The sequence below is a fragment of the Pedobacter sp. JCM 36344 genome (genome assembly GCF_046546555.1).
Classification (GTDB): Bacteria; Bacteroidota; Bacteroidia; order Sphingobacteriales; family Sphingobacteriaceae; genus Pedobacter.
Window position 1 is genome coordinate 300,864 of record NZ_JBKHKK010000001.1, and the last position, 24,423, is coordinate 325,286.

At 39.8% G+C, this 24,423-nt stretch carries 17 protein-coding genes; 8 read left to right on the forward strand and 9 right to left on the reverse strand.

Annotated elements, in window-relative coordinates:
- Positions 1-3: 3 nt before the first annotated feature.
- The 4 genes from ACHFIZ_RS01365 to ACHFIZ_RS01380 form a co-directional block, all read right to left on the reverse strand.
- Positions 4-2,364 (reverse strand): 3-hydroxyacyl-CoA dehydrogenase NAD-binding domain-containing protein, encoded by a 2,361-nt coding sequence (locus tag ACHFIZ_RS01365; protein WP_410882250.1) that lies wholly within the window; start codon positions 2,362-2,364, stop codon positions 4-6.
- Positions 2,345-2,800, reverse strand: coding sequence for a MarR family winged helix-turn-helix transcriptional regulator (locus ACHFIZ_RS01370; RefSeq protein ID WP_410882090.1), 456 nt, complete (start codon positions 2,798-2,800; stop codon positions 2,345-2,347). Before ACHFIZ_RS01370 ends, ACHFIZ_RS01365 begins: the two co-directional genes overlap by 20 nt.
- A 130-nt stretch (positions 2,801-2,930) precedes the next feature.
- Positions 2,931-4,268 (reverse strand): OmpA family protein, encoded by a 1,338-nt coding sequence (locus ACHFIZ_RS01375; protein ID WP_410882092.1) that lies wholly within the window; start codon positions 4,266-4,268, stop codon positions 2,931-2,933.
- A gap of 131 nt (positions 4,269-4,399) precedes the next feature.
- Positions 4,400-6,172 (reverse strand): AMP-dependent synthetase/ligase, encoded by a 1,773-nt coding sequence (locus ACHFIZ_RS01380; protein WP_410882094.1) that lies wholly within the window; start codon positions 6,170-6,172, stop codon positions 4,400-4,402.
- Between the two features lie 91 nt (positions 6,173-6,263).
- Here ACHFIZ_RS01380 and ACHFIZ_RS01385 point away from each other — a divergent pair, with 91 nt between their 5' ends.
- Positions 6,264-6,539: a hypothetical protein gene (locus tag ACHFIZ_RS01385; protein WP_410882096.1), complete on the forward strand. Its 276-nt coding sequence runs from the start codon at positions 6,264-6,266 to the stop codon at positions 6,537-6,539.
- Positions 6,540-7,482: 943 nt separating this feature from the next.
- Here ACHFIZ_RS01385 and ACHFIZ_RS01390 read toward each other — a convergent pair.
- Positions 7,483-8,619, reverse strand: coding sequence for a PQQ-dependent sugar dehydrogenase (locus ACHFIZ_RS01390; RefSeq protein ID WP_410882098.1), 1,137 nt, complete (start codon positions 8,617-8,619; stop codon positions 7,483-7,485).
- A gap of 125 nt (positions 8,620-8,744) precedes the next feature.
- Here ACHFIZ_RS01390 and ACHFIZ_RS01395 point away from each other — a divergent pair, with 125 nt between their 5' ends.
- Positions 8,745-9,107 carry a response regulator transcription factor gene (locus ACHFIZ_RS01395; protein WP_410882100.1) on the forward strand — a complete coding sequence of 121 codons (363 nt, stop codon included), beginning with the start codon at positions 8,745-8,747 and terminating at the stop codon, positions 9,105-9,107.
- A 7-nt stretch (positions 9,108-9,114) separates the two neighbouring features.
- On the opposite strand, the gene ACHFIZ_RS01400 is transcribed toward ACHFIZ_RS01395, so the two are convergent.
- From ACHFIZ_RS01400 to ACHFIZ_RS01410, 3 genes are read right to left on the reverse strand one after another with little or no spacing between them, the layout of a single operon-like run.
- The gene (locus ACHFIZ_RS01400; RefSeq protein ID WP_410882102.1) at positions 9,115-11,952 is read right to left on the reverse strand and encodes a hypothetical protein; all 2,838 of its coding nucleotides are present in this window, start codon (positions 11,950-11,952) and stop codon (positions 9,115-9,117) included.
- A 6-nt stretch (positions 11,953-11,958) separates the two neighbouring features.
- Positions 11,959-13,203 (reverse strand): 6-bladed beta-propeller, encoded by a 1,245-nt coding sequence (locus tag ACHFIZ_RS01405; protein WP_410882104.1) that lies wholly within the window; start codon positions 13,201-13,203, stop codon positions 11,959-11,961.
- A 6-nt stretch (positions 13,204-13,209) separates the two neighbouring features.
- On the reverse strand, positions 13,210-13,740 hold the full coding sequence (locus ACHFIZ_RS01410) for a hypothetical protein (RefSeq protein WP_410882106.1): 531 nt from the start codon (positions 13,738-13,740) through the stop codon (positions 13,210-13,212).
- 117 nt (positions 13,741-13,857) lie between these two features.
- On the opposite strand from ACHFIZ_RS01410, the gene ACHFIZ_RS01415 reads away from it, so the two are divergent.
- The 3 genes from ACHFIZ_RS01415 to ACHFIZ_RS01425 all read left to right on the forward strand — a co-directional run bounded on the left by ACHFIZ_RS01415 (position 13,858) and on the right by ACHFIZ_RS01425 (position 16,776).
- Complete coding sequence (locus ACHFIZ_RS01415; protein ID WP_410882108.1) at positions 13,858-14,541, forward strand: SIR2 family NAD-dependent protein deacylase; 684 nt, start codon at positions 13,858-13,860, stop codon at positions 14,539-14,541.
- 419 nt (positions 14,542-14,960) lie between these two features.
- Positions 14,961-16,214 carry a hypothetical protein gene (locus tag ACHFIZ_RS01420; RefSeq protein WP_410882110.1) on the forward strand — a complete coding sequence of 418 codons (1,254 nt, stop codon included), beginning with the start codon at positions 14,961-14,963 and terminating at the stop codon, positions 16,212-16,214.
- An 82-nt stretch (positions 16,215-16,296) separates the two neighbouring features.
- On the forward strand, positions 16,297-16,776 hold the full coding sequence (locus ACHFIZ_RS01425) for a hypothetical protein (protein WP_410882112.1): 480 nt from the start codon (positions 16,297-16,299) through the stop codon (positions 16,774-16,776).
- Between the two features lie 167 nt (positions 16,777-16,943).
- On the opposite strand, the gene ACHFIZ_RS01430 is transcribed toward ACHFIZ_RS01425, so the two are convergent.
- Positions 16,944-18,731 (reverse strand): M61 family metallopeptidase, encoded by a 1,788-nt coding sequence (locus ACHFIZ_RS01430; protein ID WP_410882114.1) that lies wholly within the window; start codon positions 18,729-18,731, stop codon positions 16,944-16,946.
- A 157-nt stretch (positions 18,732-18,888) separates the two neighbouring features.
- On the opposite strand from ACHFIZ_RS01430, the gene ACHFIZ_RS01435 reads away from it, so the two are divergent.
- Genes ACHFIZ_RS01435 through ACHFIZ_RS01445 form a run of 3 tightly spaced genes read left to right on the forward strand, consistent with a single transcriptional unit; the run spans position 18,889 to position 24,415 of the window.
- A complete protein-coding gene (locus ACHFIZ_RS01435) occupies positions 18,889-19,971 on the forward strand; it encodes an efflux RND transporter periplasmic adaptor subunit (RefSeq protein ID WP_410882116.1) in 1,083 nt (360 codons plus the stop codon).
- Between the two features lie 6 nt (positions 19,972-19,977).
- Positions 19,978-23,091: an efflux RND transporter permease subunit gene (locus tag ACHFIZ_RS01440; RefSeq protein WP_410882118.1), complete on the forward strand. Its 3,114-nt coding sequence runs from the start codon at positions 19,978-19,980 to the stop codon at positions 23,089-23,091.
- Between the two features lie 7 nt (positions 23,092-23,098).
- Positions 23,099-24,415 carry a TolC family protein gene (locus ACHFIZ_RS01445; RefSeq protein ID WP_410882120.1) on the forward strand — a complete coding sequence of 439 codons (1,317 nt, stop codon included), beginning with the start codon at positions 23,099-23,101 and terminating at the stop codon, positions 24,413-24,415.
- The last annotated feature ends 8 nt before the right edge of the window (positions 24,416-24,423 follow it).

Sequence of the window (24,423 nt, forward strand, 5' to 3'; positions counted from 1 at the left end):
TTATTAGTTTCTTAAAGGTTTACCCTTGGTTACAATACTTTGAATCCGCTCTAACGTTTTGCGTTCTCCACACAACGACAAAAAAGCCTCTCTCTCCAAGTCAAGCAAATACTGTTCGGTTACTTCGGTTGGTGAAGAAAGGTCTCCTCCACACATCACATACCCCAGTTTCTCTGATATTTTTTTGTCGTGTTCTGAGATGTAATGTCCAGAATACATGGTATTCGCACCAGCGTAAACAATACCAAGGCCTTGTTTACCCAGCACTTTGATGTCCTTACGCGGAACAGGTTTCGTGTAACCTGCGTCTGCCAGTTCAATTGCTCTTGCTTTCGCGTCAGCAATGAGCCTACTGCGATTCATGCTGATAGAGTACTTGCCCTTTTGAAGGTATCCCAATTCAAAAGCTTCAACTGCCGAAGTAGAAACCTTTGCCATCCCAATAGTGAGGAACCGATCTTTCAAAGCATTCTGAACAATCTGATCTTCTTTATACTCGTCAGAAGCCCGCAACGCAAATTCTTTCGTGCCACCCCCTCCAGGAATTACACCGACTCCAAACTCTACCAATCCCATATAGGTCTCCGCATTGAGTTGAACATGATCGGCATGTAAACTGAATTCGCATCCGCCACCTAGCGTCAGGTTATGCGGAGCTACCACAACAGGGATAGAAGAATACTTAATTCTCATCGAAGTATTCTGGAACATCCTTATGGCCAAATTTAATTCCTCCCACTCCTGCTCAACCGCCATCATAAAAATCATCCCAACATTTGCACCAGCAGAGAAATTTGCTCCATCATTACCTATCACTACTCCTCTGTAATCCTTCTCTGCTAAATCGATGGCCTTGTTAATTGCCTGAAGGGTATCACCTCCAATGGTATTCATCTTTGAATGAAACTCTACATTCAAAATGCCATCTCCAAGATCCAATATAGACGCTCCTGAGTTCTTCCAAATTACCTTGTTGGCTCTTAAATTATCAAGTATAATAAATGCTTCGGTACCAGGCACCGCTTTGTAAGCCTTAGAAGGAATATCATAATATTTCCTTATGCCATCTTCTACTTTATAGAAAGTAGTAAATCCGGCAGCAAGAAGCTCATGAACCCAGGCCGCGGCCTCATGTCCATAATTCTTCATGCCTTGGACAGCTTCCAAAATTCCAATTGCATCCCAGACTTCAAACGGACCAAGATCCCAACCGAAACCGGCACGCATGGCATCATCAATTCTATACAACTCATCAGAGATTTCTGGAATTCTGTCCGACACATACTCAAATAATCCGAAGAAGGATGCCCTGAACAATTCGGCAGCTTTATCTTTTCCAGAAACGAAAACCTTCATTCTATCCTTTACATCCTCTATCGGCTTGCTCATATCCAATGTTGCAGATTTAACTTTCTGCTGCGGCCGGTATTCTAATGTCCTTAAATCCAGTGCAAGGATCTCGGTCTTTCCTTCTGGAGTCTTTGTTTTCTTGTAAAAGCCCTGTTTTGTTTTATCTCCAAGCCATTTATTAGCTTCCATTTTTTCCACGTACCCAGGAAGCTTGAACAGGTCATGGGCCTTGTCATCTGGACAATTGTCGTACAGTCCTTTAGAGACCTTAATCATGGTATCTAACCCTACCACATCAGTAGTACGGAAGGTAGCCGACTTAGGTCTTCCAAGTGCAGGACCAGTAAACTTATCCACCTCCTCCACAGTAAGGTCCATTTTCTCTACTAAATGCAGTAATGCCATGATAGAATAAACGCCCACCCTATTGGCGATGAATGCTGGAGTATCTTTACACAACACCGTAGTTTTCCCAAGAAATTGGTCACCATAGTGCATTAAAAAGTCGACGAGCTCTGGATTAGTACGAGGTGTAGGAATAATCTCCAACAACCTCAAATAACGTGGCGGATTGAAAAAATGTGTTCCACAAAAATTAGCTTGAAAATCTTCGGTCCGACCTTCTGTCATCATGTGGATTGGAATACCAGATGTATTAGAAGTCACCAATGTTCCAACCTTGCGGAATTGCTCCACCTGATCAAAAACCTTCTTCTTGATGTCAATATTTTCAACTACCACTTCAATGATCCAATCTACAGTCGAGATCTTAGACATATCATCCTCGAAATTCCCGGTGGTAATTTTATTAAGTACCATTTTAGAATATATAGGAGATGGGTTAGTTTTTACTGCCATTTGCAAGGCGGTATCTACAATGCTATTCTTTGGCCCCTCCTTAGGAGCAATATCTAGCAACAATACTTCAACACCAATATTTGCAAAATGGCAGGCAATGCGTGAGCCCATAATTCCAGAGCCCAAAACTGCAACCTTATTTATCTTTTTGTTCATCATGTATTGTATTTGTATACGCTAACGTGAGTTTATTCAATTTTTGGAGCGTGCCAATCAGATTACTTTTTTCGTGGACACTCAGGTTGTCATTGAGATATTCATTAAAGGAGATCACTACCCCTTTGGCAAGCTGTCTCTTCTCCGCTCCGAAGTCTGTGACAAAAACTTTCACAGACCTTTTGTCACCTGCCGCGGTTTCCCTGTAAATCAGTCCGAGCTCTTCCATATTATTCAACATCCTCGAAAGGCTGGTTGCCTTTACACCTAAAAGGCCGGCAAGCTTAGAAACTGCCGTACCCTCTTTTTCAATATTAATCAGCACATAACCAATGGCCTGGGTAATACCAAACCCGGAAGCAATCTGATTGTAGCTATTTGCCATGTTCTGCCAAACGACCTTTAAAAAGAAATCTATAGTCTCCTGTTGTTTCATTTATTACTATGCTTGCATAACAAAGCTATTCATTAAAAAATTAGTATGCAAACATATTATCGTAAATATTTAAACCAAAAAAAGCCGCCCGGTTACCCCGGGCGGCTTTGCCATTTTTTTAAGTTTCTGACTAAAATAAAGTGAATTCTACCCTTCTGTTATTCTGACGACCAGCTGCTGATTTATTACTGGAGATTGGTTGCTCTTCCCCATAACCGGTAGCCTCAATTCTAGAAGCATTTGCCCCTTGAGAAACAAGATAAGATCTTATAGCTTCTGCTCTATCCTTAGATAACCTCATGTTTAAAGCATTAGAACCAGTATTATCCGTGTGTCCTGCTAATTTTAAACTGAAGTTTTTCTGTATCAACAGCGCAGCAACTCTGTTTAAAGTGCCATATGATTTAGATCTGATCGTAGATTTACCTAAATCAAACTCAAGGTTTTTAATTGCATCAGCAACAACCTTGCGATCAGCCTCAGTGATGATTACTTTTTCCTGGATTACAGCAACAGGAACCTTAAGGGGGCATCCTGAACCGTCAACTACAGTACCTGCAGGAGTATCCGGACATTTATCCAATTTATCAGCAACACCGTCACCGTCTGTATCTTTAAGAATATCATTCATATCAGTCCTTAACCTAGCGTTTTCTGCTTTTGTAGCATCAAGTTCACCTTTTAGTGCGTTTGCAGTTTGTCTAGCTGCTAAAGCTTCATCGTAAGTTAAAGCAACAGGATTGTGCCACGCTTTTTGCTTGCCAGTTCCGAGTGCAAATTCAAGACCTGCATAGCCATAGGAGTATTTGTCATTACCTTCACGATATACACCATCAAGATTATCACCATCCACATAGTTGACAGTCCAGCCTAGATCGAGGTTGATCTTATCAGAAACTCTGAACTTAGCGCCCAAGCCAATTGGAATAATCAACTCGCTTATAGTCTTTCCGCCCGCGTAATCAACTAATGTTCCACCTGCCGTTGGAGCCGTTTTCACTTGGTAACCCGCTAGGCCAGCACCCGCTGAAGCATAAAGTTGAACATTATCTTCCTTTTTGAACATGTCGATGTTAAAAAGATTTATAACCGCATTTAGGCTTCCTGAATAGGTTAGATCGGTTTCAAATCTGTTTACCGCACTTGCCGGAGTTAGTCCACTTATGAAAGGCTTAGAATTGTCGCCACTTAACTTGCCCCTTACCCCATCAAGGCGTAGGGAAAAATATGGGGTGAATTGTTTTTTAATGTATAATCCATAGCCGAAGTTTGATTTCCAATTTGAAAAATCGTTCTTTCCTCCTAATGGTGAGATTGGAGTTAATACACCACCATTTACACCAATAGACCATGTAGTTAGTGGCATTTGAGTACCAGAACTCATAGACGTGCTTTCCTGAGCTTGAACATTTCCCGCAATCAGTAAAGCCGCGGCTAAAGGCAGGCATTTGATTAATCTTTGTTTCATAATAGAACTATTAAATAATTTATAAAAGGTTTTATAGTTACCTCCAATCATTCAATACTTAGGCCACTATGAAATATGGCGTTTAAACATCTTAAACCAACAAAATGCTGTTCATAATTCTAGACACCTTACTAAGCTTTGTAACCTTCAGCGTCCGAATATATTCTTTCAATGGCATCAGCGTTCTTTTCTAAAACAATCTTTCTTTTAAGACTTAACTTAGGTGTCAGCTCACCCCCTTCGATGCTCCATTGTTTAGGCAGTAGGGCAAATCGTTTAACCTGCTCCCATTTTCCGAATTCTTTGCAGCTATCCTCAATAATTAGCTGAAACTTCTCCAGAACCTGAGGATGTTTGATCATTTCTCCATCATTTGAGTATGGAATACCTTTCTTTTCCGCCCAGCCTTTCAACGCGACAAAGTTAGGTACGATCAGAGCTGAGGGAAATTTCCTATTTTCTCCTAACACCATTACCTGCTCAACAAGTATAGTTTCTTTGAATTTATTTTCTATCATCTGCGGAGCAACGTATTTACCGCCTGCCGTCTTAAATATCTCCTTCTTACGATCTGTGATTTTTAAGAATCTTCCATCGATCATCTGCCCAATGTCACCAGTATGGAACCAACCATCCGCGTCGATAGTTTCTGCTGTGAGATCGTCACGACGGTAATAGCCCTTCATAACAGCATGCCCACGTGCCAAGACCTCACCATCTTCTGCAATTTTAACTTCCATGCCTTGTATAACTGAACCCACTGTCCCAAACTTTGTATTGCCATGATGATTTACGGTAATTACTGGCGATGTTTCTGTCAGTCCATAACCTTCAAATACAGGCATATCAGCGCCCCAGAAAATACGAGCCAATCTCGGATTTAATGCTGCTCCACCTGAAATAATAACCAAAATGTTACCGCCGAGCGCCTCCTGCCATTTTTTAAAAACCAGTTTCCTGGCTATTCCAAGTTTAAGCTTATACCACAAATCGTTTTCAAACTCAAATCTTTCAGCAAGACCTACAGACCAAAAGAAAAGTCCCCTTTTGACTCCAGACAATGCCTTACCTTTCTCCATGATCTTTTCATAGACTTTTTCAAGCAGTCTTGGGACAGTAGAAAATACATTAGGTTTTATGTGTTGTATGTCCGCTATAATGGTATCCATGCTTTCAGCATAGTATACTGAAGTACCACTGTAAAAGTAGAGATAAACCACCATCCGTTCAAAAATATGGGACAGCGGTAGGAAACTCAGACCTTTTTGTATTCCTTTGGGCAACAAAACAGCAGAGTTTTCAAAATTCTTTACCAGGTTATTATGAGTCAGCATCACTCCCTTTGGAGTTCCGGTAGTCCCAGAAGTATAAATTAATGTTAGTATATCTTCAGCAGTTACTTCCTTGCGATAACTCTCTAAGTCTATCTTATCGAGTGTTTTCCCCTTTTCAGTGAGCATCTCCCAACTCGCAGCGCCTGCTACCTTGTCAAAAGTGTAAATCTTTATTTCCCTTTGTAAGGCTTCACAGACGGGCTTTAACTTATTGTATAAGATTTCATCAGCAACAAAAACTATGGTAATTTCTGCGTTCTCCAGGATAAAGCGGATATCGTGTGCGGCTAACGTTGGGTACAAAGGAATCTGGTAGGCACCCAACTGCATAATGGCGAAATCAGATATATTCCATTCGGGTCGATTGTTGGACATTACCGCTATCCTTGACTCTTTCACTACACCAATGTCAACTAAACCCCGACTCAAAGCATCCACCTGCTCACAAAATTCTTTCGTACTATAATGTCTCCATTGACCAGCGATTTTGCCACTCACAAATTCATCTTTAGGAAAGTTTTCTAAATTGTATTGAAGTAAATCAAATACTCTGTTGATCGTCGCGGCCATACCTGTCGGTTTATACTATGAATTTGGTTGTTGCTGTTAAATCTAATAATTATTCCTTTGGAAATTCTTTAAGAATTGCAATATTCATATTTTGGGAAGAAACGAAACAGCCCTGAAAGAACCCAATCCACTAAATCAGGTTGCAGAATTTCTCAGAACCTTTAAACACCCAATCAAAGAAAAACCAGGAATACAATCTCTTGAGAGATGTAACTTCAGGGTTTCGCTACTAATGGAAGATGTGCAGGAATTAAGCAGTCAATTGAAGACCGAAATCTGGTTAAAATCGCAAATGCCTTATGGGACAATCAATACGTTTTATAGAGTCACTGTTAAACGTTGGGGAGATTCCCTATTAGACAAATAATTTTTGCAGACTAAAGAGGAAGAATTTGACATCTGTAACTCCGCTCAAATTGGCTCTGAGCCCTTTAATTCTAACAGCCATTGACGTTTTTTGATAGTGGCCTTTTAATGCTAGTTGTTCAATATTGGCAAAATAGTGGTTAGAAAACATACGATTTATCATTAAATTCACATATCGGTCTACTGAAGACTTAAATACTTTGTGCGCAGTCAGCATTTTAGCTGTACACTTAAGGATTTATGTGCACACTTACCACTTTAAGTGTGCAGTCACCCCATTTTAGGTGTAAAATCTGCCTTTGTTTAAAATCAGTATTGTAGGTTCGTTTCAGCAATCAACCAATGCTGCTGCTAATCATGGTACTATCTACTACTACATTTCCCTATTTCAGGGTCACAAAGAACTGCGTTACTAGTTTATTACTAGTGCCCTCAGCTATGTCTCGGCTTCGTGCCTGCTTCGGGTCTGCTTCGTGTCTGCTAGCGCTCGGCCCGAAGGAAACACCCATAAAACACATACCACAGCGGTATTTGAAAAGTTTCAGTACAAACCACATATCAACCAGAACGTTTCATCAAAAGACAAAGTGGGAAAGGTCTAAAATTAAAATGGCGGAATGCCGGATCAAGTACGTCGACTATATGAGTTGTGGTTTGGTTTAGTTGTAATCGCCACAACTAGGTAGCACAGAGGTGTACCACAAACTGAGTAACAGACAATTGAGACCCCTGGTATTTATAATATAACACAGTTGCAAAAAAAGAATTTTCCATAAAGTATTTTGTTCATACTCCTTAAAGGAATACACTTGAGGTAATTCGTCCTTCTCACCCCAACTTTTAAAGAAGATCCATATTCCTTGTCTACAGAAAAGATGATAACAAAGCGATTGAGTCGATTTCCTATTCGCCTGCGGAACTGAGATCTATTATTTAACAAGAAACTATTTCTTCTTTGGCATTAGCTTTAACAAGGTTCCGGGACCCTCAGTAACTGCATAAATGTAACCATCCGGACTCTCAGCTACGTACCTGAATCTACCTTTGTCCTGAAGCAATCTTTCTTCAGACTTGTAGGTAGTACCTTCAAGAGTAACGCGGTTTAAATGTCTGAAAGCCAATGCGCCGATTAGCAAATTACCTTTCCATCCCGGATATTTATTGCTGGTAACTATTGTCATTCCACAAGGGCCAATTGAAGGTACCCAATAGTGTTTTGGATCTTCAATACCTGGAAGTTGCTTATCGGGAGTTAGAATTGTGCCGTCATAATTAATTCCATAAGATGCTTTTGGCCAACCATAATTTTTACCTTTCTCAATGAGGTTTAACTCATCACCACCTTTCGGACCGTGTTCATCTTCCCATATTCGATTTGTTACAGCATCATAAACCATTCCTTGCGGATTACGATGACCATACGTCCATATTGAACCATGAGCGCCATCCTGACCGACAAAAGGATTGTCCTTAGGAATTTTTCCATCTGCAAACAAACGGTGCACCTTACCGTGGTCGTTATCCAACTCCTGCACTTTAGGTTGCGTACCTCGTTCGCCGACGCTGATGAACATGTACTTGTCCTTATCAAAAACTATTCTGCTACCGAAATGAAAATCTGCCTTTAGTGCTGGCTTGGCCTCAAATATATCTTCCTTTTCTACGACTTGATTTCCTTTCAATTTAAATCTTACAACTGCCGTGGAAGCCAGTTCTCCAACAGGTTTTGAAAAAGTGATATAGATCCAGCCATTGGCTTTGTAGTCAGGATGAAGTTTAATATCCATTAAACCGCCTTGACCTTGAGCGAATACAGCAGGAACTCCACTAAGCTTTTCTCCAGTAAATTTATCATTCTTAAAAACTAAGATCTCCCCAGATCGCTCGGTGATCAACATTCTGCCATCTGAAAGCCAAACCATTCCCCATGGACTATTTAAACCATCATATAAAACCTGAGGAGTAACTTCAAGTTTAGAAGTATCGGAGATGGCAAAATACTTTTGCTCTGATTTAACAGCTAAACTGGAGGAGAAAATTATCGTTGCAAAGAACGCTATTGACAGAAATGATTTTTTCATAATAGTTTATAAAGACATAAATATACAACCATTCCTGACTTTTAGAAACTCCAGTCCATCTTATTAAATTAATTTGCTTAAAACCTTATCCTGATTGGAACGTTATCAGTGCCAAAGCCATGACTATGAATCGACGCATCTACATCCTTGAAGACGACCCTGATATCGGTCATATACTGCACTATTTTCTTACAGAAGAAGGTTTTGAAGTCGAACTTTTTTCCAGTGTAGATAAATGTCAACATGCACTGAATAAAAAACTACCAGATCTTTGCCTCTTCGATATCATGTTACCTGATGGAGACGGCATCACAATATGCAACCATCTAAAGGAAGAAAATAACGAAGTTCCTGTTATTCTGATGTCTGCAGGTGAAAAACCATCCAGCGTTTATCAGAATTCACATGCGGATATTTTTATTTCAAAACCATTTGACCTTGATTTTTTATTGAGTAACATTAATAAGTTAATTGCGGAGGCTGCCTAAACTTCCATTATTGCTTCTTTGCCTTTTTTCCAAACTGCCTTGGATAATAAGACACAGTGGTCATGAAATATTGCTTTAATACGTTCTGCGTTCCAATTGTGAAGCTGTTTGGACTGCCGTAATTTATTACGCTACTATTTTGATGTAACAAATCAAGTGCGGAAAACTTAAATTCAGCATTGTTGCCCTTAAGAAAGCGGTAAACGGCATTGGCATTCCAAATTGTGAAATTGATATTTTTGGCTCCAGACGAAGAGCTATTATTGAAGGTAACATTAGTATTCAAAGAAAACTTTTTCGTTACATTATAATTGGTGCTTAAGGAGGTCCCCAAGTTCTTTCCACTGTATTTTGTACCAAAAGCCTCCTGCTTAGATCGATAGGTAGAATAAGACTGCCCTAGTTCAATAGCGAGGTATGCCTTATAGGTATAATTAATATTTGCATTTGAGTTGGTATTCAGGTTACTTGAAAAAGTAAATACATTGTTTGTATAACCCGGGTTCTTATCGGCGTTTAAGTTCGAGTTGAGACTAAACTGAAGCTCAGAGGATTTTAGCTTTAGGGCTTTTTTGATATTACCATAAAAATTCACAAATCGATGTCCGTCCGCATTTACTAAAAATACGGTGCGCCTATTCTGATTATCGATGATAAGACTATCTACGATGTTATCGTTTATAAGACCCACTGAACCCCTGAAATTGTAATTAAGCACATTTTTGTTACTTTGGTCATAATGATTAAAACTCAACGATATTTGCTGCTGTACTGCCGCTCTTAAGTTGACATTACCTCTCTGTAAATAATACAGATTAGTACTATCAGTAAGTGGGGCCAATTGCTGAATTGTTGGTATTCGCAGCGTCGTAAAGTAGTTCAAGCTATAGTTTCTGGAATAGTCTCCGTACTGGTAGTTGTTATAATCTACACCTCCGTCCAATACAAACCTCTGGTAATTCTTCTTCACATTCTGGAAAGAGCGATCTGATTTGTTATCCTGGGCGACAATTAGTTCCTTGGGATGGACTCTAAAGGTTAAACTCTTATTGTACCTATTCGAAAGACCTTTACGAAACGATTTTTCGATTCTGAGTCCAGGTGTCTCTTCGACCATGATAGTCTGAACTCTATTATTTAAATAACTGTTTGTTCGATACGTATTGGTTGAGGTATCTAAATCCTGCACCCGATTATCATTCTTATCCGATCTTAAGATAATCTTATTTGTCAGTGCAAAGTTTATTCCAGCAATTCGCTTATCCCCAAATAAAAACGGCTTCAAATCTGTGAGATTCAGGTCGATTTCTTGTTTTATCCCATCAGTATTCGTGTCGTATTTCCTATTAAATTTTTGGTTAGCAGTTGCGTCAACAAATGATTTAAACTCAGTGATATTTAACCTGTGATTTTGATTATTATGTATCGAAAGATCATACTTTGCATTGAATCCCCTAAACCGGGTTTTATTTGTTATCAAATATGGCGAGTAGGTGTATTCACCACCTAAATTGAAACTCTTGTTAATATAATTGCTAGTATTAAATGTGTTGTTCGTGCTCGTCAAGGGACTTTGTAGATTACCAGAACTCCTATATGTTTGTCCAACGTTGTCTCCCTGGTTTATGTTTACTGCCTGATCCAAATTTAAGTAATGACCTCGAGTCGCCATTTCATATTGTGAATCGAAACGTTGAGTAGTAGTCGTTGAGGAGTTTGTCGTATTGCTATTTTCGAAGATTTTATCACTACTGTTTATCGATGTCGTCGTTCTTTCGTCTGATAGATAGTCACTGTTTCTATCTTGAAGAAAATAGTTGGATTTCAAAGTGCTTTTCTTTTGATAAGTAGGATTATCTATAAAATTATAGGTCAGGCTCGCCCCAGCAGCACTAGGTCTATTAAGCCCTGTGGCTCTAAAATCTGGTTGGTATTCTACATTAGTCCCTACTCCTTTGAAGGTACTATTAGACATTAAAGAATTAATATTATACGGAATTTTATTGATGTTATTGATGGCTCCCACGACGGCTAACTGCATTTTCGGTGTAAACATGTTTATACTCGCATCAGTCTCAAAGCGATTGTTCGTTCCATAGCCAACACCTATTTTCCCAAAAAAACCAATATCCCTTCCTTTCTTTAACTTAAGGTTCATTTCCAATGTGGAGTCAAGTGGATTGTTTGTATTGCGCGACGTATTATAAACTTGAACCTTCTGCAGTGCATTTTTTGAAATGTTCTGAATCGCGATTTTGGCATCCCCGCCAAAAAAAGATTTACCATTTACCTTTAAGCTCTTGACCTCTGTACCATTAACAGTTATCTGCCCATCTCCCCACAATGTGACATTGGGAATTGCCCTGAGCATATCTTCAACTGTTGCATTGGTATCCAACTTGAAAGCCGCCGCATTAAATTCTAGTGTGTCCCCATTCATACTCATAGGTGGGACCGAGATCACAACGTCATCTAACATAATATCTCTACGATTAACTACGATCGTCTGCAGGTCGATAGCAATTTTATCAGATGGAATATTGAAGGTCTTACGCGTTGTTAAGTATCCAACGCTGCTGATTTCTAATCTTAAAAGAATATTTAGGGGAAGATTCTTAAAAGCAAACTCCCCGTAATTATTAGTAACCTGATAACTTAGAAGCGAACTATCGGCAGCCTTATAAATAGAAACTGTAGCTGACTTTAACACGTAATTCTGGGCAGTATCCCGCGCAATACCTTTAGCAGTGCCGATGGTGGCACTAGCGGGAGTCAGTTGTTGCGCGCATGCAACCACAGCAAAGCTGAGCATGAGTGCTATAATTGAGAAAGTTAATTTAAGCATGGAGCGTTATTGTTTTTTAGGCTTTAATTGAATGATAACAGGGTTACTTTTCTTATTTTGAGTTTTAAAATATTCAGTCAGTACGGGATCGTACTTTCTACTTTTGCCTTCATTCTGATCCTTAAAACCAAATAAGACAAGAGAGGAGTAGCTGGTATAAAAATAGTTTCGATCGAATAGGTGAAAGCCTTTATTCGCAAAATCATAATGTACCCCTGCATCAGTTAAAGGGAGAAATTGTGATATCGAATCTGGCTCAATATCCGAAATCGAAGAGAGAGCATTACTTTTTAAATTTAGAATAAATGCCTTCTTTTCATCACGACTAAAGCTAAAGCTATTTACCTTAAAATATAAATTGTCACCTATCTGGTATACACTGCTGACAGCGTAAAATACCTTTGGATTTTTTTCAAAATACTCCTGTCTTTTCCCTACATACAATGGATTATTTTTAAAATCAGATGGAAGTGAGTTATTTGCTGGGAAAATTATCTTATATGCTAGTGAAAGGCTTTTGGGAGTAACCTTATAGATATTAGGTTCGTAAGTGTTAATATAAAAGTACTCATCAGGGTTGCCGTAATTTGTTAAAGTCTCCCCTCCGGTCCAAAACTCATCATGTTTGTACCTATCTATTGAGTAAGGAAAATAGCTTTTTATTTTCTGATTATCCTTGATTAATCCGATCTCGTAATAGGTACTGTCTTTGTCCTTTTTATCTAAATAACCTCTTTCCAGAACGGTACCATCGCTAAACCTCTCAGCAGTTTTATAAGCTTCCCGTTTAACTTTTTTTATTACTTTGGCATTCAAATCAAAATAAAGATCATAACGCCCGGATGAAATCTTAATAACTTCCTGATCATTTTCATTTACGATTGTAAATCCCCAGAAATCCTGGTTGTCTTTATTGTCGGGATCTTTTTCAATCTTGCTTCCATTAATTTTGCCCTTATACTTACCTTCCTTTGTAAAGATTAAAATCGATTTTGTATCGTAATCCCAAATGATGTAATTTTCGCCTGCAATCCTAAGCTGTCCGATCGAACCAAAAAGACTTTCTTTAGTTGTTTCTAATGGGATGAAATTGACCTCATCAAAAATTTGTGATACTGCAGCCCCTCGAGCACTGAATGGATCGATCCGCAGAGTCCTCATATCTGAGCTATCTACCTTACTGGCTTGGGCAAATAAGGCAACGGAAAAAAAAACAGTTAAGAGCAACGTGGAGAGCGTGAATTTTGACATATCAGGTTAAATCTTTTTAAATATATAAATTACCAGAGAATAACCTTCATCTTTAATAGAATTTAACACTGTAGCTGAGGCTATTTCGGGGTCTATTAGTTGGGGGTTGGTACCGCGTTGATATCGAACTGATTCGGCTTCATTCATCAATCTAATCTCATAAACTGGATTTGTAGTACTATAATCCGTTATCGTATATAGGATTTTGCTTCCAAAACCTGACAGAGAAGTCAGTGAAATGTTTGCTTTTGCCAGCGTTTTAATTAACTTTTTGTTAGTACCATTAGCATTAACGATCTTGATTTGCTGATTTGTATTGTATTCTGGTTTGTAACTATAAACGAACTTTTGACTGGCATCGGAGTGATTGATTGTATAAACCCCGAAGGTGTCCACGAAGAATACTATGCTACTCTTTCCAGCAACAGGAATTGCAGATTGTTCTTCAGGGGATGGGTTTACTTTTGACAAGCAAAAAAAAGACCTACCAACGGCAAAATGTAACTTAACTTTTTCATAGTTTATATTTTTTACCAAGCTAAAATGTTAGATCTCTTGTTGAAATACACTCCCAACGGTATTTTTATATCCGTGCTAGAGGGTATCTTTACATATTTCGGCACTCCGTTTGGAACATTTATAAAAAGGAGAACTATGCAAAACATTGTTATACTAACAGGAGCTGGGATTAGCGCAGAAAGCGGACTAAAAACCTTTAGGGACTCAGATGGTCTTTGGGAGGGATATAACGTCGAAGATGTGGCCACCCAAGAGGCATGGAAAAGAAATCCCAGTCTTGTACAAGGATTTTATAATGAGCGAAGAAAGGCAGTATTAGCTGCTCAACCAAATGCAGCTCATCTTGCTTTGGTTGAACTGGAAGAAAAATACAATGTCTACATCATCACCCAGAACGTTGACGATCTCCATGAACGAGCCGGTTCAACAAACGTTCTCCATTTGCATGGAGTGATCACAAGGTCTCAATCCGATGTGGATTCAAATCTTACTTATCCGATTGAAGGTTGGGAACTGACAGCGAATGATCTTTGCGAATATGGCAAACCCTTACGCGCCCATGTTGTGTGGTTTGGGGAGCAAGTTCCGAATATGGATCAAGCTGCATCGCTTTGTGCGGTAGCCGATGTTTTCGCTGTGATTGGGACGAGCCTGCAAGTTTACCCTGCCGCGGGCTTGACTCAATATGTGCCGCAGCATATTCAAAAATATGTAGTAGACCCCAATTCAGCCCATCAAAAATCTGATGTCAAAGTGATTAAAGAAAAAGCCACCGTTGGCGTTCCAGAAATGGTATCAAAAATATTAAATAACCGCTAAGCCCAAACAAACTGTAGAATTTTTAAAGTTATTGGGGTAAACGATTTTACGAAAGCATATGCCTTATGTAATATGGCATTCAACTGGGTTCCTAAATATCAGCTATGTGTACCAACAAGCTTTGCTTGGCACCGTTATTGGGTATTGCTTTTCTCTCAACTACCCCCCCCCATATAAAAACAACTTATGACAAACATAGCCTTTACTATAAGCGGAGTCCAAATAGGCATTGCAGAATGTGCATTGATTTTCTTATTTCTCTTCGTCATATTTCTTCTGATTAGGAACATGACCCTTGATCAGGAGGCTTAGCAATACTATTAAATGTTGAATATTCCCAACTCGAAGGAATATGACTACACTTACGCTTTCGTACTTTGTTATAGAAATTATCTAGCTTAGCGAGTAGAGGAATTTCCATGGCAAAAAGCAAGAAAAAAGGTGGCAATAGTATCGCAGCCGAAGCGAAATTACAATCAATCAGACATCAGAAAAGATTTAGGGAGCGAATTGAAGAGCTTTGTAATCTACTTGCGGGTCCGGAACATTTTAAGCTGCTACCTCAAGGAGCTATGGAATCGATGTACGCCAACAGATATCCAGTATTAAAAGCTAAGCCTACCGCAGGAGCCAACATGAAAAAATCTAAGGTGATTCAGTTCAATAAATTGATGAATTCCTTAATGGAAAATCAATATTTACCAATTGATAATGGGAACAAGGTATCCTTGGGCTGGTATTTATCCGAGGGTTTGGTACTCATCAATTTCATCTATATATATGTAACGCATTATCCTGTCGCTTCAAAAAAATTAAAAGAAGGCTTCCAAGATTACTTTCCTGAAAGCGAAGGTCAAATTCTCGTGGAAAATATTGTGGACGAGCTGATGACGGACACTTGCGTGTTACTTAGCGATTTTAATAAAAGCATTTACAAAGCGAATGTTATAAACATAGCGTGCTTTGACATGTCTACCACACAGAATGATATTTTGATTCGCGAGTTTAAGCCCGAGCAAGTCAATATTCAAATTGAAGGAAAATACCACAGCACCATACGTTTAGGCTGGATTTCGCCAGAGTTTGAATGGGTATGGTCGAGAGTTAAGCCCTCCGCCCTCGGTTTCCCCTCAGGATCGGTTGAGATCCCACTCGAGATTTATATCCAATTACATGCGTTAAACAAGTTACAGGAGCGAATAGACATTTCACCTGGTATCATGCACTCTATCGCCTTTCTCCTATTTTTTCAAGATAAAATTCCTCACCACTATGCTAATGGTAAATCATTAGTGGAATATCGTGTCTCTAATGAAAAGGTAGGATACTTTGTAGTGACTATGAATGATGCCAAACTCGTTATCCGCACATTTCTGTTCTTAACAAATGACGGAACTCCTGAAGGTAAAAACCTACGGCGACTCGCAGAAATTGAGAGGGCCGACAAAGAACATTTGATGATAGATAAACTCTCTACCTTCAATGCTTATCATTTTGATAGAAATGAAAAAATGAGCAAATTATTTAATGAGGCAGGATGTGGTTCGTTGTTGAAATTGGGTCATCTACAAGAATTTTCGCTCAATGATGTGAAGGATAAAGACTCTGAATCCATTGAGCAGTATTTAGCAGACGCTAGCTTCTTCAGAAATGAAAATCCCTTCGAAGGCTGATTTATACCTGTTGTTAAACAAAACAGGCGTTCGGCATAATAGTTGTAACAAATGGGCATTTAGATATTAAAATGAATTCGTTATGAAAATGATTAAAAAATTACTTCTTACTTTTATCGGAGGCGTTGGTTTGTTGGCACTTACGACAAATGACACGATGGCTCAAAATTACCAAACCGCCCTAGGTTTGAGAATTGATGCTAGCGATGGCTCTACAGGTGTTGGCTTTAACGCTAAGCATTTTTTTACACGAAACAATGCGATCGATGCGAACTTAATATTTTTTGATCATGATGTAATAGGTCTTGGTGCAGAATACCAATATAACGCGCCTGTAAGTGGCGTTGCAGGACTAGATTGGTATTTAGGAGTTGGCCCAAACTTCCTAATCGGTAATCACTCAACTGCTGTTCAAATCAGACCTGTTGCTGGTTTGGATTTAAAGGTGCCTGGAGCTCCAATAGACTTTGCTTTCGATTGGCGTCCCATGTTCACATTAAACAACGACTATGACTCCGTGAATGCCGCACGTTTCGGTATCTCGATCAGGTATGCATATTAAGACTAATTAGGAGAAGCACAAGATCGTCCTCCTGAATTTATTACGGAACATCATTAATGCTGGCTTTAGTTCTGTCAACAGGCTCTGAGATAAATTCAGGAGGCGTTCATAATCTATAACACGATAGATAGTCAGAAGACGATCGCTAATTAGGACAGACAAATACTTTAATTAAATACCGTCTCCCTCACGAGAAGCTGACTTTCAGTCGCATCTTCTTTCATTGTTGGTACGAGCTTGATATTCGGATTTGCCTTCAATACCAACTTTAGCTCTTTGATCACAACATCACGCTTTACCGTGACCGTAATCACATCTCCAACTTTATGGCTTGCAATAATGGGCATTTTTTCTAAAGCTGAATCAATTGGGAAACCATCGACACTTATCAATATATCATTGAAGTTTAAGCCCCCATCCCAAGCCGCAGAGTTTCTGGAAACCGAAGCCACAACAATATTACCTTCCACCTTCTTCGATGCTATTCCTAAATAAGGTTGATTGGAACCGGAATTGTCATCTTTAACATCGATTCCGGCATACGCAAAATATTTCTGATATTCTATCGGGTCGGTGCCATTGACATACTTCTCCCAAAACTCGGTAAAGCTGATGCCGCTAATCTTTTCCACCATAGACTTAAATTCTGCATCCGTGTATCCCCTTCCTAGCTTCTTGTAATATAAAGCGTACATGTCGTGCATTACATTATCAAGAGACTTAATACCTTTAGTTGCGTTGGCAATTTCAAGATCCATCAAAGTAGCTATTACCTCTCCCTTGCTGTAATAAGAAATGGAGGTATTTCCTGAGTTCTCATTTGGCCTGTAACTTTTGATCCATGCATCATAGCTTGCCGACGCGGCAGACTGAACCTTCGACCCTGGTGTATTACTTACTGTTGCAATATTGTTTAACAAAGCCTGTGTTGTTTCTAAAGGTGTGCTAAAGCCTGCGCGTAACATTATCTTATTTTCAAAATAAGAGGTAAAACCTTCGGCCACCCACAGGTTGGTGGTGTAATTCTCATTATCGTAATCAAATGGTCCAAGCGCTATTGGTCTCAGTCGTTTCACATTCCAGAGATGATGGTACTCATGAGCTACCAGGCTAAGAAACCCTTGATACCCTTTTTCAGTATTGTAACCATTTTTGTTTGCACCCAGTACTGTAGAATTTAGATGTTCCAAACCACCACCAGATGCTGAAAAATTATGAACGATAAAAGTATAGTGTTTATTGGGATTCTCACCGTAAATAGCAGTTGCCTGTTCGATCACTTTCGCCATATCTACTTTCAGCCCTTCCTTGTCATAATTACCGCCACCATACATGGCAACTTCGTGTTTTACACCAGCAGCAATAAAATCAAAGACATCCTGATTGCCTACTTCGATAGGGCTGTCAAAGAGGATATCAAAATCCTTTGCGGTATAAGTGAATACCTTTCCAGGAATCGACTCCAAACCAGTAGAAACTTTATTCCAGCCTGAAAACGGCTTTATAACAACAGTGATTGGCAATTTCAACAAGCCATCAGGATACATAAAGATACCTGTGCTGGATAGAAAGGCATGGGAATCATCAATAAATGAGGTGCGGACAGAAGTCTCAAAGGCATAAACCCTGTACTTAATTTTAATCTTGTTTGCCTTCGCTGAGTAAACGCGCCAGGCATTTTTACTAACTTTCTCAAACCTGAGGGTCTTTGCGCCAGCTGCTGCTCCAAATCCCTCAATCGCCTTCGCAAACTCACGAACCAGATAAGAACCAGGTGCCCATACAGGCATCTTGACATCGACATAATCCTTAACCAATCCAGAAATATTCATTTCTACTTCTGCGTAATGTGCCTGAGGTTCTAAAAAGCTTACCTCAAATCCTACCTTTACCTGAGATTTGCTAGTCATACTCAATAATACTAATACAATTAATGTTGCTAATGATATTTTCATTTATGTCATTTCTACTTACCGAACTCCAAAACTATGTAAATAGCCTGACACGGGGCTCAATAGCTTAAAATATTTCAAAGCTGTAACATACTTAATACAACGTTGTTCGGGCATCATATTTGAATATTTTTGCAATCAATTTTGTTTAAAACGTTATATGAAAATAAGATATATCATCTACATTTTGCTTGCGATTGGCCTGGCATGGCTAGTTTATTATAGAATAACATCTAATAAAAAAATTGAAGGCCAAGGCAAAGCAGGTGCTCCGGGTGCCAAAGGAGGAGGCGTAGGCGGCGGTCTGCAAGTAGAAGGTATTGTGGTAGGACTTGAAGACTTTACGAATGACCTGGAAGTTACCGGAACAATCGAAGCAAATGAATCTGTATCGCTAAGAAGCGAGGTTTCCGGTTTGGTAACCAGCATTAATTTCAAAGAAGGAACAAGTGTTTATAAAGGTGCGTTATTGGTAAAAATCAATGACCGAGACATTCAAGCACAACTTCAGGAGGCACTAACCAGACAAAAGCTTTCCGGAACAAATGAAAACCGATCCAGGCAGTTACTTGAAAAGGGCGCGATTAGTCAGGAAGAATATGATACCTCCCTGGCCGATTTACAATCTTTAAAATCCCAGACATCACTAATTCGCGCTCAGCTCGCTAAGACCTCAATATGTGCACCTTTTAGTGGAAGAATTGGATTGCGGTCTATATCTGTAGGCGAATATCTGACACCTGCCACAATGATTGCTAATTTGTCAAGCGTTAATCCGCTAAAAATAAGCTTTTCAGTTCCAGAGAAGTATATCGGACAGATTAAACTTGGATCTGAGGTAAGCTTTACTACTGATGGCTATTCAAAAACATTTACGGGCAAGGTTTTCGCGCTTGAGCCAGGAATTAATACCCAAACCAGAACTTTACAGATTAAAGCGCTTGTTCCCAATACGAATAATGAACTGTTACCAGGTTCATTCGCAAATATCAAACTCGCTTTAAGCACAGCGAAAGACGCCATTCTAATCCCTAACGAAGCGATCATACCGGTATTGAAAGGAAAAACAGTTTTCATTAGTAAAAATGGAAAGGCGCAGCAAATACCTGTAGTTGCTGGTACAAGAACTGCGGAAAGTATTGTAATTACATCTGGGTTGAACGTTGGCGATACTGTGCTGACTACTGGTGCTATGGCTGTGAAACAAGATGCCCCGGTTAAAGTTTCGGTAGTAAAAAACTAACGTCATATGAGCATTTCAACCACCAGCATAAAAAGGCCCGTATTGGCAATAGTGATGAACCTGTCGATTCTTTTATTTGGCGTTATAGGCTATACCTTCCTTGGAGTTAGGGAATTCCCTAACATTGACCCCACTGTCGTTAATGTACGTACCTCATACCCTGGTGCGAATTCCGACATCATAGAATCTCAAATTACAGAACCATTGGAAAAGTCCATCAACGGTATTGATGGAATTCGCAATATCTCATCTTCAAGTAACCAGGGGTCAAGTAATATCACCATTGAATTTAACCTGAATAAGAACATCGATGATGCGGCTAACGACGTGCGTGACAAAGTTTCTCAGGCTGCACGGAGCTTACCCAAGGATATAGATGGAAATCCGGTCGTGAGTAAAGCAGATGCCAATTCAGATGCTGTAATTACCATGACCGTTCAAAGCGATAAGCGCAATGTCATGCAGCTGAGTGACTTTGCGGAAAACGTGATCTCTGAGCGATTACAAACCATTTCTGGCGTGAGTAGTATCCAAATACAGGGCCAACGCAAGTATGCAATGCGCATACGTATTAACCCCAATAAATTAGCCGCATATGGTTTGACCTCACAAGATATTGTTGCAGCCCTTGATAGGGAAAACGTAGAACTTCCTTCAGGAAAGATTACAGGCGCAAATACAGAGCTAATTGTAAAAACTTTGGGTAAGCTCACCAATGCAGAACAGTTTAATGACTTAATCTTAAAGACCGATTCGAATAGTTTAGTGCGCCTCCGGGATGTTGGCTTTGTAGAATTGGGATCAGAGAATGAGGAAACAGTACTTAGGGAATCAGGAAAGCCAATGGTCGCCGTGGGTTTAATTCCACAGCCAGGGGCAAATTACCTGGAAATTTCGAAGGAATTCGATAAGCGATTTGAGCAACTGCAAAAAGATGTCCCTAAGGATATAAAACTTGCAATTTCATTAGATTCAACCAAGTTTATTAAGTCCTCGGTTACCGAGGTTGCCGAAACCATCATGCTGTCTCTCATATTGGTGATTTTAATCATTTATCTCTTCTTTAGAGATTGGGCGATTGCGATCAGGCCATTGATCGACATCCCCGTCTCTCTGATTTTCACCTTTTTTATCATGTATATTTTTGGATTCTCCATCAATGTACTTTCGCTGCTTGCTGTAGTTCTGGCGACAGGCTTGGTGGTAGATGATGGAATTGTAGTCACAGAAAACATCTTTAAAAAAGTAGAAGAAGGTTATTCACCTTTCGAGGCAGCAATTAAAGGATCGAACGAGATCTTTTTTGCCGTAATCTCTATTTCCATCACGCTTGCTGCCGTGTTTTTACCAGTGATTTTTTTAGAGGGCTTTGTTGGCCGACTGTTTCGAGAGTTCGGAATTGTAATTGGAGCTGCTGTTCTGATCTCCGCATTTGTATCGCTAACCTTGACGCCGATGTTGAATGCCTACCTGATGAAGAAAACCGGGCATAAGAAGTCTAAGTTCTATAATATGACAGAACCTTACTTTGTAAAGCTTAATGAAAATTACGCGGAGAATCTGAACAAGTTTCTGGAAAAGAGGTGGCTTGCGATCCCAATTATCGCGATTTGCGTTGGTTTGATTGCCTTATTCTGGAATATCATCCCAAAGGAGACAGCGCCATACGATGACCGGAGTGCGATCAATATGAATGTGAGTACACCAGAGGGGTCTTCATTTGCTTTTACCGACCGCTTTATGATGAAGATCAATCAGTTGGTCATTGATTCTGTGCCTGAAAAGAAGGTCAACATTACCATAACCTCCCCGGGCTTTGGAGGTGGATCAACCAATGGCGGTTTTTTGAGGATGGGACTGGTTGATCCGGGCGATAGGGAACGTTCACAAGCCGACATTGCTGCGAAGTTAACAGCAATGACCAAAAAATATGCAGAGGGTAAGGTTACCGTAACTCAACAGCCTACTATTGCAGTTGGTCGTCGAGGGGGGCTGCCTGTTAACTATATTATCCAGGCACAAAACTTCGAGAAACTGAGAGAAAAAGTGCCTTTGTTCATGGATGAGGTAGCAAAGGATCCAACGTTTACGACTTCAGATGTGAACCTGAAGTTCAATAAACCAGAAATAAACCTGACAATAGATAGAGATAAAGCAAAGAACCTAGGGGTATCTGCAGCCGACATTGGCTCTGCTTTGCAACTAGGCCTTAGTGGACAGCGCTTCTCCTATTTCTTTATGAATGGTAAGCAATACCAAGTGATAGGACAGTTTGAGGTCGGAGACAGAAAAGATCCTTTGGATTTAAGTTCTGTTTACGTGAGAAATGATAAGGGCATATTGATTCAGTTAGACAATGTAGTTACGGCGAAAGAGGAAAGTAGTCCACCTCAATTGTTCAGAAACAACCGTTTTATTGCAGCAACTGTTTCCGCAGGTCTGGCGCCGGGGAAAAGTATCGGAGAAGGGATTGATGCAATGGACAGGATCTCTGAGAAGGTGTTGGACGAGACTTTCTCCACAGATTTAGGTGGTGAATCGAGAGATTTTAAGGAAAGTTCTTCGAACACACTGTTTGCATTTGGCTTAGCATTATTACTTGTGTATCTGATTTTGAGTGCACAGTTTGAGAGTTTCATTGACCCAATCATCATTATCATTACGGTACCAATGGCGGTCGCGGGTGCGTTTCTGTCCTTATGGCTATTTGGGCAGAGCTGGAATATCTTCAGCCAGATTGGGACGATTATGCTCATTGGTTTGGTGACGAAGAATGGTATTTTGATTGTAGAGTTCGCCAACCAATTGAAAGAAAAAGGGATGAATATTCATGACGCCATTAGGGAAGCTGCTGTGTCAAGGTTGAGACCGATTTTGATGACAAGTTTGGCCATTGCCATAGGTGCCCTTCCCATTGCAATGGCCCTAGGTGCTGCAGCTAAAAGTAGAATAGGTATGGGTGTTGTAATTGTAGGAGGTACCACTTTTTCATTAGTACTTACTTTGTTTGTAATCCCTGCAATATATTCTTATTGGTCTAAAGAGCACAAGGTTAATAAAGACCTGGAAGAATCATTAAATGCAGCGTTAGATAATGGTAAAAACGAACATGCAAAATAATATCAACATGAAGTTTAAGAAGAAAGTAGTTTCTTTGTTGTTCTTGCTCATTGGTTTTTTAAACACCACATCTGCACAGGAGAACCTTTCCTTACAGGAAGCAATTACGATCGCGTTGCGGAATAGCTACGATATACAATTGGTAAGCAATGATGTTCAAATCGCTAAAAACAATTCAAATATTGGAAATGCCGGATTGCTTCCAAGGCTTGACGGTACAGTTACTGAAGGCGGAAGCTTGCAAAATACAACAAGAACACAAAGCAGTGGTACTGAGCAGACGCTTAATGGTGTGCGCAATACAAATATGAGTTATGGCGTAGCCCTCGGCTGGACAATATTTGATGGTTTACAAATGTTTACTAACTTGGAGCGGCTGAAAGAATTGGAAAAGCAAGGAGCTGTAAATGCGAAGGCTACAATTTTAAGTACAATTAGCGGCGTGGTAAATGCTTATTATAACGTTTCCAGGGAACAGCAGCTGGTGGTAGCTCGCGATAGTGCGCTTGATGTTTCCACTCTTCGTTTACGAATCGCTAACAATAAACTGGAAATAGGCCGCGGGTCAAAGCTTGACGTTTTGACCGCTACAGTCGATTACAATACTGATACTTCAGCGTATCTACAGGAACAAAGCTTACTCAGAAATTCCAAAGTGACTTTGAATCAAGTAATGGCTAGAGACTTAAATATCAGTTTTCGCGTGGACACAGTATTCGATATTAACAGTTCTTTAGAATATGTTGGTCTAGCTCGTCAGATGGAGCAGTTGAACCCAGAGCTGCAGAATGCTTTTATCAGCAAGAAATTAGCGGAACTGGATTTAAAATTGGTAAAAGGTCAGCGCTATCCTGTAATCGAGGTGAATAGTGGTTATGAATTTCAGAGAAGTCTCAGTCCTACTGGCTTCAACACCCAACAACGAGCTAATGGATTAACCTATCGACTGACTGCGAGCGTTAATATTTTCAATGGCTTTTTACAGCGACAGAATGAGCGCAACGCTAAAATTTTAATTAATTCATCTGAACTAACCCTGGACCGTACTAAACAAGAAATAGGCGCCCAATTGCTCAGAACCTATCAGAACTACAGCACTAATCTCGATCTCTTAAAGGTTGAAAGAAACAACGTGGATGTGGCCAAGCAAAGTCTGGATATTACCCTAGAGAAATACAGGCTTGGAAGCATTGCACCGTTGGAGCTTAGAGAGGCGCAAAGAAACTCTATTGATGCTGTAGCAAGATATCTAGAAGCCCAGTATCAGGCAAAGCTTACTGAGATAAGTTTAAAAGAGATTAGCGGAACTTTAAATATTCAATAAGATTGCTA